The sequence below is a fragment of the Sulfurivermis sp. genome (genome assembly GCF_059410345.1).
Genome location: NZ_JBLJDO010000008.1, coordinates 77,847 through 91,696, shown reverse-complemented (window position 1 = coordinate 91,696; position 13,850 = coordinate 77,847). Strand labels below are relative to the sequence as shown.

General features: G+C 62.9%; 14 protein-coding genes and 1 tRNA gene. 13 read left to right on the top strand and 2 right to left on the bottom strand.

Features of this window, described 5'->3' with window-relative positions; translation table 11 throughout:
* Positions 1 to 2: 2 nt before the first annotated feature.
* Positions 3 to 1,421 (bottom strand): acetyl-CoA carboxylase biotin carboxylase subunit, encoded by a 1,419-nt coding sequence (locus tag ACMV8A_RS08610; RefSeq protein WP_495325362.1) that lies wholly within the window; start codon positions 1,419 to 1,421, stop codon positions 3 to 5.
* A gap of 340 nt (positions 1,422 to 1,761) precedes the next feature.
* Here ACMV8A_RS08610 and ACMV8A_RS08605 point away from each other — a divergent pair, with 340 nt between their 5' ends.
* From ACMV8A_RS08605 to mltG, 10 genes are all read left to right on the top strand, one after another.
* Positions 1,762 to 2,277, top strand: a complete 516-nt coding sequence (locus ACMV8A_RS08605; RefSeq protein ID WP_495325361.1) for a YceD family protein — start codon at positions 1,762 to 1,764, stop codon at positions 2,275 to 2,277.
* Positions 2,278 to 2,302: 25 nt separating this feature from the next.
* Complete coding sequence (rpmF, locus tag ACMV8A_RS08600) at positions 2,303 to 2,482, top strand: 50S ribosomal protein L32 (RefSeq protein ID WP_495325360.1); 180 nt, start codon at positions 2,303 to 2,305, stop codon at positions 2,480 to 2,482.
* A gap of 104 nt (positions 2,483 to 2,586) precedes the next feature.
* Positions 2,587 to 3,618: a phosphate acyltransferase PlsX gene (plsX, locus tag ACMV8A_RS08595; RefSeq protein WP_495325359.1), complete on the top strand. Its 1,032-nt coding sequence runs from the start codon at positions 2,587 to 2,589 to the stop codon at positions 3,616 to 3,618.
* Positions 3,615 to 4,577, top strand: coding sequence for a beta-ketoacyl-ACP synthase III (locus tag ACMV8A_RS08590; RefSeq protein ID WP_495325358.1), 963 nt, complete (start codon positions 3,615 to 3,617; stop codon positions 4,575 to 4,577). Before plsX ends, ACMV8A_RS08590 begins: the two co-directional genes overlap by 4 nt.
* Positions 4,578 to 4,710: 133 nt before the next feature.
* Entirely contained in the window at positions 4,711 to 5,643 is a 933-nt protein-coding gene (gene fabD, locus ACMV8A_RS08585; RefSeq protein ID WP_495325357.1) for an ACP S-malonyltransferase, read from the top strand.
* A gap of 10 nt (positions 5,644 to 5,653) precedes the next feature.
* Entirely contained in the window at positions 5,654 to 6,397 is a 744-nt protein-coding gene (gene fabG, locus ACMV8A_RS08580; protein WP_495325356.1) for a 3-oxoacyl-ACP reductase FabG, read from the top strand.
* Between the two features lie 147 nt (positions 6,398 to 6,544).
* On the top strand, positions 6,545 to 6,781 hold the full coding sequence (acpP, locus tag ACMV8A_RS08575) for an acyl carrier protein (RefSeq protein WP_495325355.1): 237 nt from the start codon (positions 6,545 to 6,547) through the stop codon (positions 6,779 to 6,781).
* Positions 6,782 to 6,873: 92 nt separating this feature from the next.
* Complete coding sequence (gene fabF, locus ACMV8A_RS08570; protein ID WP_495325354.1) at positions 6,874 to 8,112, top strand: beta-ketoacyl-ACP synthase II; 1,239 nt, start codon at positions 6,874 to 6,876, stop codon at positions 8,110 to 8,112.
* A 41-nt stretch (positions 8,113 to 8,153) separates the two neighbouring features.
* A complete protein-coding gene (pabC, locus tag ACMV8A_RS08565; RefSeq protein ID WP_495325353.1) occupies positions 8,154 to 8,966 on the top strand; it encodes an aminodeoxychorismate lyase in 813 nt (270 codons plus the stop codon).
* Entirely contained in the window at positions 8,959 to 9,978 is a 1,020-nt protein-coding gene (gene mltG / locus ACMV8A_RS08560) for an endolytic transglycosylase MltG (RefSeq protein WP_495325352.1), read from the top strand. Before pabC ends, mltG begins: the two co-directional genes overlap by 8 nt.
* A 96-nt stretch (positions 9,979 to 10,074) precedes the next feature.
* Here the strand turns inward: mltG and ACMV8A_RS08555 are convergent, their stop codons facing one another.
* The gene (locus tag ACMV8A_RS08555; RefSeq protein WP_495325351.1) at positions 10,075 to 10,743 is read right to left on the bottom strand and encodes a Bax inhibitor-1/YccA family protein; all 669 of its coding nucleotides are present in this window, start codon (positions 10,741 to 10,743) and stop codon (positions 10,075 to 10,077) included.
* A gap of 157 nt (positions 10,744 to 10,900) precedes the next feature.
* Here ACMV8A_RS08555 and ACMV8A_RS08550 point away from each other — a divergent pair.
* The 3 genes from ACMV8A_RS08550 to uvrC all read left to right on the top strand — a co-directional run bounded on the left by ACMV8A_RS08550 (position 10,901) and on the right by uvrC (position 13,850).
* A tRNA-Ser gene (locus ACMV8A_RS08550) sits at positions 10,901 to 10,990 on the top strand.
* Positions 10,991 to 11,314: 324 nt separating this feature from the next.
* On the top strand, positions 11,315 to 11,953 hold the full coding sequence (uvrY, locus tag ACMV8A_RS08545) for a UvrY/SirA/GacA family response regulator transcription factor (RefSeq protein ID WP_495325350.1): 639 nt from the start codon (positions 11,315 to 11,317) through the stop codon (positions 11,951 to 11,953).
* A 55-nt stretch (positions 11,954 to 12,008) separates the two neighbouring features.
* Complete coding sequence (uvrC, locus tag ACMV8A_RS08540; RefSeq protein WP_495325349.1) at positions 12,009 to 13,850, top strand: excinuclease ABC subunit UvrC; 1,842 nt, start codon at positions 12,009 to 12,011, stop codon at positions 13,848 to 13,850.

Genomic DNA, 13,850 nt, shown 5'->3' with positions numbered 1-13,850 from the left:
GCTTAAAGCCCCATGGAGGCAACAATGGAGGCGGCGATGGCAGCGGCGATCTCACGCTGCGGCCGTTTGATGGAGTAGTCCACCAGTTCCGGGTGGGCATCGACAAAACCGGTATCGAAGCGCCCGCTGCGGAATTCCTCGTTCTTGAGGATCTCCTGGTAGTAGGGAATGGTGGTCTTCACGCCGTAGACCGCAATGTCGCGCAGGGCACGCTGGGCGCGGTTGAGCAGGGTTTCCCAGTCTGGTCCCCAGACGATCAGCTTCACGCACATGGAGTCGTAGTAGGGCGGAATCTCATAGCCGGTGTAGAGCGCACCGTCGGTGCGCACGCCGGGGCCGCCGGGCGCGAAGTAGCGGGTGACCTTGCCGAAGCTGGGCAGGAAGCCGTTCTTGGGGTCCTCGGCGTTGATGCGGAACTCCATGGCGTAGCCGCGCGGGCGCAGGGTCAGGCCGGCATGGCGCAGCGGCAGGCCGGCGGCGACGCGGATCTGTTCCTGCACGATGTCCACACCGGTGATCTCCTCGGTGACGCAGTGCTCCACCTGCAGGCGGGTGTTCATTTCCATGAAATAGACGGTGCCGTCCTTGTCCAGTAGGAACTCCACCGTACCGGCATTGCGGTAGCCGACCGCCGCTGCCGCCTTCACCGCCAGGCCGCCGATGTAGTCGCGCTGCTCCTGATTGAGCTGGGGGGAGGGGGCGATCTCGATCAATTTCTGGTGCCGGCGCTGGATGGAACAGTCGCGCTCGTTGAGATGGATGACGTTGCCGTGGGCATCGGCCAGGATCTGCACCTCGATGTGGCGCGGGTTGACGATACACTTCTCCAGGAATACCTCGGCACTGCCGAAGGCCTTGGTGGCCTCGGAAACCACGCGGGAGAAATTGCGGCGCAACTCCTCCTCGCTCTCGCAGCGGCGGATGCCACGGCCGCCGCCACCGGAGGTGGCCTTCAGCATCACCGGGTAGCCCAGGGTCTTGGCGACCTCGACGGCGTGTTCCAGCGACTCCACGTTGCCGTCGGAGCCGGGGGTGACGGGAACCCCCGCGGCAATCATCGCCTCACGGGCGGCGGTCTTGTCGCCCATGCGCCGGATCACGTCGGCGTCGGGGCCGATGAAGATGATGCCGCGGCGGGCGCAGATCTCGGCCAGTTCGGGATTTTCCGACAGGAAGCCGTAGCCGGGGTGCAGGGCGTCGCAGCCAGTGGCGACGGCCAGGTTGACCAGGCGGTGGGCGTTCAGATAGCCGGCGACGGTGTCGGGACCGAGGCTGTAGGCCTCATCGGCCTTCTTGACGTGCAGCGCGTGGCGGTCGGCCTCGGCATAGACCGCCACGGAGCGGATGCCCATCTCGGCACAGGCACGCACGATGCGCACGGCAATTTCGCCACGGTTGGCGATGAGGATTTTCTTTATCACGGGCGGCTCTCGCTGTCGTTCCGGCCGCCATCACCATATATAACCAGTGCGGCAGACCGGTCCGGGTCCGACTAGCTTCCTTGGGTGAATTAAATCCAGAAAGTCGGTCAGGAAACGCGCCGGGGTTGTGTCGCGGCTCCCAAATGGACTTGCGGGATTAAAGGCAAAAAAAACGGCATAGGGGGATATGCCGTTTTCTGCCCCATGCTATTTAGGGAAATCGCCCCGCCTTGTCAAGACAAAAGTGTGACCCCTGCCATGGAAGCTACGGAATCAGAAGGAGTTTCCGAGTAAAACGGTTTTGACAAAAAGCGGGCGTGCGGAGTAAGATGCGCCGCTTATGTCGGACGAGCGTCTTCCCCTCCATATTGATCCGCTGCGTCTGGCCCGGGCCGGCGCGCAACTGCGTGGCCGTCTGCCCCTGGCGGAGATGGAGCGCTTTGCGCCCTTGCTGGCTGACGCGCAGGGCGAGGTGGAGGTGGCGCTGGATTTCGATATCGATGCCGAGCGGCGCACGTTCATGCGCCTGCACCTGAAGGCCGAGGTGAGCCTGGTCTGTCAGCGTTGTCTGGGGCCGGTACGCCACGTTATCGAGGTGGAGCGCCTGCTGGGAGTGGTGACCAGCGAGACCCAGGCGGAAAACCTGCCGGGGATCTACGAACCACTGTATGTCACGGAGGAACCGCTGTTTCTGCGTGAGGTGATTGAAGACGAATTGATTCTTTCCCTGCCCATCGTGCCGCGCCACGCCGAAGGTGAGTGTGCGCCGGCGGTAACGGGGGTGGGGGCGGACAATAAGGCCGGGGCCGCGCGCGAAAATCCGTTCGCAGTCCTGGCCGGACTTAAAAACCATTAGCAAGACTCTTTAACGAGGTAACACCATGGCTGTTCAGCAAAACCGCAAGACCCGCTCCAAGCGCGACATGCGCCGTTCGCACGATGCACTGAAGGCGGGCGCCATTTCCATCGAACCGACCACCGGTGAGACCCACCTGCGTCACCACATCAGCCCCGATGGCTACTACCGTGGCCGCAAGGTGCTGAACGTCAAGGGCGAGTAAGATCAGGCGGTGCCACTGTGAGAGCGGCCTCGCGTGCCGGTTGCCAGTGCAACCGGTTTCGTTGAGGCCGCTTTCGCGTGTCTGACCCAAACTGATCCATTGCGATGACGGCTCCGACAACGATTATTGCGCTCGATGCCATGGGGGGCGATCACGGCCCCGGCGTGGTGGTACCAGCAGCCCTGCAGGCCATCGAGACCCACCCTGAACTTTCCATCATCCTGGTCGGTGACCAGCAAATCCTCGACACCGAGCTGCGCCGGCATCCGGCCGTAGCTGCCGAGCGCCTGCGCGTGCACCATGCCTCCCAGGTGGTGAGCATGGACGATCTGCCGTCCCACGCCCTGCGCAACAAGAAAGACTCCTCCATGCGCGTCGCCATCAATCTGGTGAAGGATGGCGTGGCGCAGGCCTGTGTCAGCGCCGGCAACACCGGCGCGCTGATGGCCACCGCCCGTTTCGTGCTCAAGACCCTGCCGGGTATCGACCGTCCGGCGATCCTCACTGCCCTGCCGACCATCCGCGGTCAATCCTACGTGCTCGATCTCGGCGCCAATATCGACAGCAGCGCCGCGAACCTGTACGAGTTCGCCGTGATGGGCTCGGTGCTGGCGCAGACCGTGGGCAACATCGAGGCGCCCAGCGTCGGCCTGCTCAATATCGGCGAGGAGGAGATCAAGGGTAACGAGCAGGTGAAGGAAGCCTCGCGCCTGCTGCAGCAAAGTGGCCTGAATTATGTCGGCTTCGTCGAAGGCGATGACATCTACAAGGGCACCGTGGACGTGGTGGTGTGCGACGGTTTCATCGGCAACGTGGCGCTCAAGGCAAGCGAGGGCGTGGCCAAGATGATCAGCCACTACATGCGCCAGGAGTTCAAGCGCAATCTGCTGACGCGCCTGGCCGGTCTGGTCGCCCTGCCGGTGCTGAAGGCGTTCCGTGCGCGTATCGACCCGCGCAGCTACAATGGCGCCAGCCTGGTAGGCCTGCGTGGCATTGTGATCAAGAGTCACGGCAGTGCCGATGTATTCGCCTACACCCGCGCCATCCATGAGGCGGTGGTGGAGACGCGCAAAAATGTCCCCGAGCGCATTCGGGAACAACTGACCAACCTGTTGGAAGAAAGGCGCGCGGTTTGAATTACTCACGCATAATCGGTACGGGCGGCTATCTGCCCGACAAGGTGCTGACCAACGCCGATCTGGAAAAGATGGTCGACACGTCGGACGAGTGGATCACCGATCGGACCGGCATCAAGGAACGTCACATCGCCGCTGATGGTCAGACTACCTGCGACCTCGCCGAGCAGGCCGCGCGCCAGGCACTGGACGCCGCCGGCATCGGCAAGGACGAGATCGACCTGATCATCGTCGCTACTACCACGCCGGATCGCGTATTCCCCAGCACCGCCTGCCTGCTGCAGCAGCGTCTCGACATTCATGGCTGTCCCGCATTCGACATTCAGGCGGTGTGCACGGGTTTCGTCTATGCCCTCGGCGTGGCCGACAAGTTCATTCGTGCCGGCGGCGTACGCAACGCGCTGGTGATCGGTGCCGAGACCTTGTCGCGCATCGTCGACTGGACCGACCGCAACACCTGCGTGCTGTTCGGTGACGGCGCCGGCGCTGTGGTGCTGCAGGCAAGCAGCGAGCCGGGCATCCTCTCCACCCACATGCACGCCGATGGCAGCTACGAATCGCTGCTCACCACCAATGGCGGCGTGTCGGAAGGAGTGCAGGGTGAGGATGGCCCGTACATCGAGATGCGCGGTAACGAAGTATTCAAGATGGCGGTCAATACCCTGGGCCGCATCGTCGATGAAACGCTGGAAGCCAACCACATGGACAAGGGCGAGGTGGACTGGTTGGTGCCGCACCAGGCCAACACCCGCATCATCCAGGCCACCGCCAAGAAATTGAAGATGACCATGGATCGGGTGGTGATGACCGTAGCGGAGCATGGCAACACCTCGGCCGCCTCGGTGCCGTTGGCGTTGAACGCCGCGGTGCGTGACGGTCGTATCCAGCGCGGTGATGTGCTGCTGCTGGAGGCCTTCGGCGGCGGCTTCACCTGGGGCTCGGCCCTGGTGCGCTACTAATCCGTTGTTAAAATCGTAAGTCCGCAAATGAACGCGAATGGACGCAAATACCGGGTTTCCATTCGCGTGAATTTGCTTTTATTTGCGGACAGTTTTGATCTTTAAGTAAAAAAGATAACGTCTGGGGGATTTCATGTCTTTAGCCTTTGTCTTTCCCGGTCAGGGTTCCCAGTCTGTCGGCATGCTGGCCGAGTTGGCCGGTACCTATCCGGTGGTGCGCGATACCTTTGCCGAGGCATCCAAAGCGCTGGGCTACGACCTGTGGCAGCTGACCCAAAACGGCCCGGCCGATGAATTGAACCAGACCCACATCACCCAGCCGGCCATGCTTACCGCGGGTGTGGCGGCCTGGCGCGTATGGCAGGAAAAAAATGGCCAGGCGCCGACGGTGATGGCCGGCCACAGCCTGGGCGAGTACACCGCGCTGGTATGTGCTGGAGCGCTGGCCTTTGCCGACGGCGTGGCCCTGGTGGCCGAGCGCGGCCGCTACATGCAGGAAGCCGTTCCTGCCGGTACCGGCGCCATGGCGGCGATCCTCGGTCTGGAGGATGCGCAGGTGGTCGAGGCCTGTGCCGGTGCGGCGCAAGGCCAGGTGGTTGCCGCAGTCAATTTCAATTCCCCGGGTCAGGTGGTGATCGCCGGCCATGCCGCGGCAGTGGAGCGCGCCATGGAGGCGGCCAAGGCCATGGGCGCCAAGCGCGCGCTGCCGCTACCGGTGAGCGTGCCGTCCCACTGTGCCCTGATGCAGCCCGCCGCCGATCGTCTGGCCCAGCGTCTGGCCGGCATCAACCTGCAGGTGCCGCAGATCCCCGTCATCAACAACGTGGATGTGGCCGTGGCCGCCGACGCCGCTGCCATGCGTCAGGCGTTGGCGCGCCAGTTGTATAGTCCGGTGCGCTGGGTGGAGACGGTGCAGAAGATGGCCGCCGAAGGGATCGATACCCTAGTCGAGTGCGGTCCCGGCAAGGTGCTGGTGGGTCTCAACAAGCGCATCGTCAAAGAGATGAAGACTTTCGCCATCGTCGATACCGCCAGCCTGGATGAGGCCCTGGCGGCTCTGAGCTGAGGAGAAAAGCATGTCCATGGAAAACGAAATCGCCCTCGTCACCGGCGCCAGCCGTGGTATCGGCAAGGCCATCGCCCTGGCCCTGGGCCAGCGTGGTGCCACGGTAATCGGCACTGCGACCTCCGCGAGCGGCGCCGAGCAGATCACCGCCTACCTGAAAGAGGCGGGGGTGAAGGGCAAAGGCGTGGTGCTGAACGTCACCGAGCAGGAGAGCATCGATGCGGTGCTCGATGCCATCACCAAGGAGTTCGGCGCGCCGACCGTGCTGGTGAACAACGCCGGCATCACCCGCGACAACCTGCTGATGCGCATGAAGGACGACGAGTGGGATGCCATCATCGACACCAACCTGAAGTCCGTCTACCGCATGTCCAAGGCCTGCGTACGCGCCATGACCAAGGCGCGCAAGGGCCGCATCATCAGTATCGCCTCGGTGGTGGGCGCCTCCGGCAATGCCGGCCAGACCAACTATGCCGCCGCCAAGGCCGGCATCTTCGGCTTCACCAAATCGCTGGCGCGCGAAGTCGGTGCCCGCGGCATCACCGTCAACGCGGTGGCGCCGGGCTTCATCGATACCGACATGACCCGTGCCCTGGCTGATGAGCACAAGGACACTTTGCTCAAGCAGATCCCGCTCAATCGCCTGGGGCAGCCGGAGGAGATCGCGGCGGCGGTGGCCTTCCTGGCCTCCCCGGAAGCGAGCTACATCACCGGTGAGACCCTGCACGTGAACGGCGGTATGTACATGGCGTAGTGTGATAAATACGCCTTGATAAACATTTGGTTATTTCATTTTTGTAAAGCTTTTTCGAGAGTTTGGCGGCACCATCTTTTGTCTGGCATAGGGCGGTGGATTTAAATACAATACCGCGGTCAATTATCTTTGGAGGATATACCTGTCATGAGCAGCATCGAAGAACGCGTCAAGAAGATCGTTGTCGAGCAGTTGGGAGTTAAGGAAGAAGAGGTACAAACCAGCTCCTCCTTCGTCGACGATCTGGGCGCTGATTCCCTCGATACCGTCGAGCTGGTGATGGCTCTGGAAGAGGAGTTCGAGACCGAGATTCCGGACGAAGACGCCGAGAAGATCACCACGGTTCAGCAGGCTATCGACTACATCAACGCCCACCAGGGCTGATTGCCTGTTGTACCTGACGAGGCCGCCGAACCACGCTGAGTGGTCGCGGCCTCGCGCTTTAACAGGAAGCAAATTTCAAAGAGGTGTGTCCCTTGGCTAAGCGGCGCGTTGTGATCACGGGCTTGGGCATGGTTTCCCCTGTCGGCCTGACCGTTAAGGAATCGTGGGAGAGCATACTGGCCGGCAAGAGCGGTATTGCCCCCATCACTCATTTCGATACCTCGGCATTCACCACCCATTTTGGCGGTTCGGTGAAGGGTTTCAATGCCGAGAACTATCTTTCGCCTAAAGAGGCGAAGAAGATGGACCCCTTCATCCACTACGGCATCGCCGCAGCGAAGGAGGCCATCGAAGATTCCGGCCTGACCGTGACGGAAGAAAACGCCGAGCGCATCGGTGTGGCCATCGGCTCCGGCATCGGTGGTCTGCCCGGCATCGAGCGTGCGCACGAAAGCCTGATGTCCAGCGGCCCGCGCCGCATTTCCCCGTTCTTTGTGCCGAGCAACATCATCAACATGATCTCCGGTCATGTGTCGATCATGTACGGCATGAAGGGCCCGAACATCGCCCTGGTCACCGCCTGTGCCACCGCCACCCACAGCATCGGTGACGCCGCACGTATCATCGAGTATGGCGATGCCGACGTGATGATCGCCGGTGGTGCCGAGATGGCCACCTCGCCGCTGGGGCTGGGTGGTTTCTGTGCCGCCCGTGCCCTGTCCAGCCGTAACGACGACCCGACCACCGCCAGCCGGCCGTGGGACAAGGACCGCGACGGTTTCGTGCTGTCCGACGGCGCCGGTGTGGTGGTGCTGGAAGAGTATGCGTTCGCCAAGGCGCGCGGCGCACGCATCTACGCCGAAATCATCGGTTACGGCATGAGCGGCGACGCCTACCACATGACCCTGCCGGCTGCCGGCGGTGACGGCGCCAAGCGCTGCATGCAGGCGGCCCTGCGCAATGCCGGCATCAACCCGGAGCAGGTGGATTATATCAATGCCCACGGCACCTCGACGCCGGCCGGCGACAAGGCCGAGACCGATGCCGCCAAGGCTGCCTTCGGCGACCACGCCTACAAGCTGGCGATGAGTTCCACCAAGTCCATGACCGGCCATCTGCTTGGCGCCGCCGGTGGTATCGAGGCGGTATTCACCACCCTGGCGATTCGTGATCAGGTGGCGCCGCCCACCATCAACATCTTCAATCAGGATCCGGAGTGCGATCTGAACTATGTGCCGAACACGGCACAGGAACGCAAGATCGAGGTTGCCCTGTCGAACTCCTTTGGTTTCGGCGGCACCAACGGCACCCTGGTGTTCAAGAAGATCTAAGCCAATACACAGGCCCGCGAGTGCGGGCCTGTGTTTTTCCCATGTTGATCGACGGCAAGGACAGCGACCGCATAGCAGCCGATGACCGCGGCCTGCTCTACGGCGACGGCCTGTTCGAGACCATCGCCGTACGTGATGCTGTCCCGCAGTTGTGGCCGCAGCACATGGCACGGCTGCAACGGGATAGCCGCCGTCTGGGTATTACGCTTCCGGCAGAGGAACTGTTGCAGAGTGAGGCGCAGGCTCTGTGTGCGACGAGCGGGCGGGGGGTACTCAAAATCATCATCACACGCGGCTCCGGTGGGCGCGGTTATCGGCCTGCACTGCAGAGCGTGCCGCGCCGCATCCTTTCGCTTCATCCCTGGCCCGACTATCCCGCGCACTGCTGGCAGCAGGGTGTCGCGGTGCGCCTGTGCGATACGCGCCTGGGCCGCAATCCGCGATTGGCCGGCATCAAGCACCTCAACCGTCTGGAACAGGTATTGGCGCGCAACGAATGGGATGATGCGGCCATCGCCGAAGGGCTGATGCTGGATACCGATGGCCTGCTTATCGAGGGCACCATGAGTAACGTCTTTCTGGTGTGTGACGGGGAGCTGCGCACCCCGGCATTGGAACACTGCGGCGTGGCAGGGGTCATGCGTGGCCACGTGATGGCGCTGGCCGCGGAGCTGGGCATTCCCTGTGCGGCGATGCCGCTGGGACTGACGGAGGTGGGGCGGGCCGACGAACTGTTTGTCTGCAACAGCCTCATCGGCATCTGGCCGGTGCGCCGTTTTCAGGAGCGCGAGTTTATCCCTGGCCCCCTGACGCGACGCCTGCAACAGGCCGTTGGAGCCGTCTCCCATGGGTGAACGTTTGTTTCGTCTGTTGGGCGCATTGTTGCTGCTGCTCAGCCTGGTGGGTGGCTGGTTCGGTTTCGGTTATCAATCCTTCGTCAGCGCGCCGCTGTTGGTGGCGGAGGAGGGGACGCTGATCGAGGTGCGCCCCGGTGCCTCGCTCACGGCTGTGGCGCGTCAGTTGGAAAGTGAAGGTTACATCAGCAGTGCGCGCTATTTCGTCTGGATGGCGCGCCTGTCCGACACGGCGCACCAGATCCGCGCCGGCGAGTATCGTATCGACCGCAGCATGACCGCGCGCCAACTGCTGCAGGCGATGGTGGAGGGGCGCGTGCAGCTTTACGCGCTGACCCTGGTGGAGGGCTGGAACTTCCGCCAGGTGATGGACGCGGTGCGCACCAGCCCCTACCTGATGCAGACCCTGGCCGGACTGACCGACGGCGAGGTGATGGCGCGGCTGGGCTATGCCGACGAACATCCGGAGGGGCGTTTTTTTCCCGATACCTATCATTTTCCGCGCGGCCTGAGTGACGTGGAGTTTCTGCGTCGCGCCTACCGCCAGATGAGTGATGTGCTGGCCTATGAATGGGAGCGACGCAGCGAAGGACTCCCACTGCGAACGCCGGACGAGGCCCTGGTGCTGGCCTCCATCATCGAAAAGGAGACGGCCGTGCCGAGCGAGCGGGGCGCCATCGCCGGCGTGTTCGTGCGTCGCCTGCAAAAGCGCATGCGCCTGCAGACCGACCCCACCGTCATCTACGGCATGGGACTGGATTTCGACGGTAACCTGCGCCGGCGTGACCTGGTGACTGATACGCCTTACAACACCTACACCCGCCACGGTCTGCCGCCCACCCCCATCGCCATGCCGGGGCGCGATAGCATCCACGCCGCGCTGCATCCGGCACCGGGCGAGGCGCTGTACTTTGTCGCCCGCGGTGACGGCAGTCATCACTTTTCCGCCACCCTGGAAGAGCACAACCGGGCGGTACGTTACTACCAACTGGGACGCGGCACGCCGCCTTGAGGCAGTCAGCCGCAAACCGTGGGGCAAGGCTGCTCCTCCCAAAACGACAAACCCGCCTTACGGCGGGTTTGTTTTTTAGCGGGTGACTGTCTGGTCTCAGTCGTCGCCGTTGAAGGCGCCGAGCAGGTGCAGCAGGCTGGTGAACAGGTTGTAGATGCTGACGTACAGGGTCACCGTGGCCATGATGTAGTTGGTCTCGCCGCCGTTCACGAGGGCGCTGGTCTGGTACAGGATCAGGCCGCACATCAGCAGCACGAACATGGCGGAGACGCCCAGGGCCAGACCGGGCAGGGTGAAGAAGTAGGCCGCCAGACCCGCCAGGAAGGCCACCAGGATGCCCGCCAGCAGGAAGCTGCCCATGAAGCTGAAGTCCTTGCGGGTACTGATGGCGTAGGCCGACAGGCCGAGGAAGATCACGCCGGTCATACCCATGGCAGTCATTACCAGCTCGGTGCCGTTGGGTAGGCTCAGGTAGGCGTTGAGCAGGGGACCGAGGGTCAGCCCCATGAAGCCGGTGAGGGCGAACACCGAGGCCAGGCCCCACACACTATTACGCAGCTTGGTGGTAAGGAACAGCAGGCCGAAGTAGCCCACCAGGGTGATGAGCAGGCCGGGGTGGGGCAGGTTCAGAGTCATGGATAGACCGGCGGTGAAGGCGCTGAACAACAGCGTCATCGCCAGCAGGGTATAGGTGTTGCGGATCAGCTTGTTGCTTTCCTGTACCGCGGTAGTCGAACGGGCAACGGCAAACTCGTTGGAGCTCATGGGTCTTCCTCATGTTGTTGTTGGTTGCGTCTGGACACTGTGACCCGTGCACACGGGTGCAGGTTCCCCATCGGCTGCCGACAGCATAGCGGGCTGGGCGGGCAGGTCAACCCGCTGGCAGAAAAGGGGGATGATGGGGTATCCTTCCGCCTCCTCCGGAGAGGTGGCTGAGCGGTTGAAAGCGGCGGTCTTGAAAACCGTTGTAGATGCGAGTCTACCGTGGGTTCGAATCCCACCCTCTCCGCCAGTCAAATGCCTATCATCCGGCAAAGCCTTACTGTAGTTGCGGTCGGGATTCGAACCCACGGTATCGAAATGGCGGGTTCGACAAAACGGCATCGCCGTTTTGAACGGCCGCAGGCCGGCCCGCAGGGCAAGCCCCAACGGGGCGCGTCATCCCACCCTCTCCGCCAATCCCATCGTATCCCGATACCGGCGCAATGCGTGAACCCCGTCACACAAGCAACAAAGGCGCGCTATTGGTAAGGGTTTTGTCGGCCAGGTAAGCTTGATTATTACGCCGAATGCTGTATTTTCGGGGGTTGATTTCTGGGCCGGCAAGAATCTGTACATGATTAACGTCCTTCTGGTTGACGACCATGAGCTGGTGCGCACGGGTATCCGGCGCCTGCTTACTGACGTCAAGGGCATCAAGGTGTATGCCGAGGTCGACAGCGGGGAGGCCGCCATCGATTCGGTGCGCAAGTTTCAGCCCGATGTGGTGTTGATGGATGTCAGCATGCCGGGTATGGGCGGTCTGGAGGCCACCCGCCGCCTGGTCCATTCCTATCCTGCGATCAAGGTCATTGTTCTCACGGTACATACGGACGATCCCTTCCCCAGCCAGCTGCTCAAGGCCGGTGCCGTTGGTTATCTGAGCAAGGGCTGCAATGTGGATGAGATGGTCCAGGCCATCCATCAGGTGGCAGCCGGCAAGCGCTACATCAGCCCCACCATTGCCCAGTCTCTGGCCCTGTCCTTGTTGCCGGGCACCGACTCGCCGTTCCAGCGCCTGTCGCGGCGCGAGCTGCAGGTGTTGATGATGCTGATGCAGGGCAACAAGATGGCCGACATCTCGGAACAGCTTTGCCTCAGCCCCAAGACCATCAGCACCTATCGCTACCGCTTGTATGAAAAACTTGGTGTGCGCACCGATGCCGAGCTGACCCGCCTGGCCATGCGCCACGGCATGCTGGACAACATCGCCTGATCGGCTCCTTGTACCGCCACGCCGCACCATGGCGTGGGTCTGCTAAAGTCTGCGCATGCCATCCCCGCTTCCTCCTTTCGACAGCAAGGCCTTTCTCAAGACCCTGACTGCCCGGCCCGGCGTGTACCGCATGTTCGACGCCGCCGGCGATATCCTCTACGTCGGCAAGGCGCGCAATCTGAAAAAGCGCGTTGCCAGTTATTTCACCCGCAGCGACAGCGGCGCCAAGACCCAGGCGCTGGTGGCGCAGATCCAGCACATCGAGGTGACCGTCACCCATACGGAAGGTGAGGCCCTGTTGCTGGAGAACAATCTGATCAAGGCGTTGCAGCCGCGTTATAACATCCTGCTGCGCGACGACAAGGGCTACCCCTACATCCATCTGTCCGACGACGAATTTCCGCGGCTGAGTTTTTACCGCGGCAAGCGTGGCGGCCGCGGCCGCTACTTTGGCCCCTATCCCAGCTCCAACGCGGTGCGCGAAAGCCTCAACCTGATGCAGAAGCTGTTTCCGGTGCGCCAGTGCGACAATACCTTTTACAGCAACCGCTCTCGCGCCTGCCTGCAATACCAGATCAAGCGCTGCAGCGGTCCGTGCGTCGGCCTGGTAACGCGCGAGCGCTATCTGGAGCAGGTGCGCCATGCGGTGATGTTCCTGGAGGGAAAAAACAGTGAGGTCATCGATGAGCTGGTACGCCGCATGGAGGCCGCGGCAGCAGAACTCGACTTCGAGGCCGCGGCACTCTATCGCGATCAGATCGCCAACCTGCGCCGGGTGCAGGAACGGCAATACATCAGCGGCAATGTCGGCGCCGACTGCGATGTGATTGCCGTGGCCAGCGCGGCCGGCGCGGCCTGCGTGCAGGTGTTTTTCATCCGTGGCGGCCACAATCTCGGTAACAAGATATTCTATCCGCGCAACGCCGCCGGGGCGGATCCGGCCGAACTGCTCAGTGCCTTCCTGCCGCAGTACTATCTGACCGATGCCCAGGGCGAGCGTCCCATTCCACCGGAAATCCTGCTCGGCCAGCCACTGGAGGAGGAGGCGGCGCTGGCCGAGGTGTTGAGTGAGCAGGCCGACCGCCGTGTGGCCCTGAGCAGTCGCCTGCGCGGTGAGCGGGCACGCTGGGTGGAGATGGCGCGCAGCAACGCCCAGCATGCCCTGGCCGCCCACCTGGCCTCCAAGGCCAATCTGCTCGGCCGATTCGAAGCCCTGCAGGAGGCGCTGAAGCTGGAGGCCATGCCGCAGCGCATCGAGTGTTTCGACATCAGCCATACCATGGGCGAGCGCACCGTGGCCTCCTGCGTGGTGTTCGACTGGGAGGGGCCGGTGAAGTCCGACTATCGCCGCTACAACATCGAGGACATCACTCCGGGCGATGATTACGCTGCCATGCACCAGGCCCTGACGCGCCGTTTCCGCCGTTTGCAGGAGGGTGAGGGGAAGGCGCCGGACATCCTGCTCATCGACGGTGGCCTCGGTCAGGTGCGGCAGGCCCATGATGTGCTGGAGGAGCTGGCGGTGGCCGGTATCCTGGTGGTGGGCGTGGCCAAGGGGCCGACACGCAAGGCGGGGCTGGAGCAGCTCGTCTTGTCCGGGGGGGAGGCGCCCACTATACTGCCGCCTGAATCGCCGGCCCTGCACCTGATCCAGCAGGTGCGTGACGAGGCCCACCGCTTCGCCATCACCGGACATCGCCAGCGCCGTGCCAAGGTGCGGCGCACATCGAGCCTGGAGGATATCCCTGGCCTCGGCCCCAAACGCCGGCAGGAGCTTTTGCGCCAGTTTGGGGGATTACAGGAGGTGGCGCGTGCCGGCATCGAAGACCTGAGCAAGGTCCACGGCATCAGCCGCCAGCTCGCCCAACGTATCTACGATGCACTGCACCCGGAATAA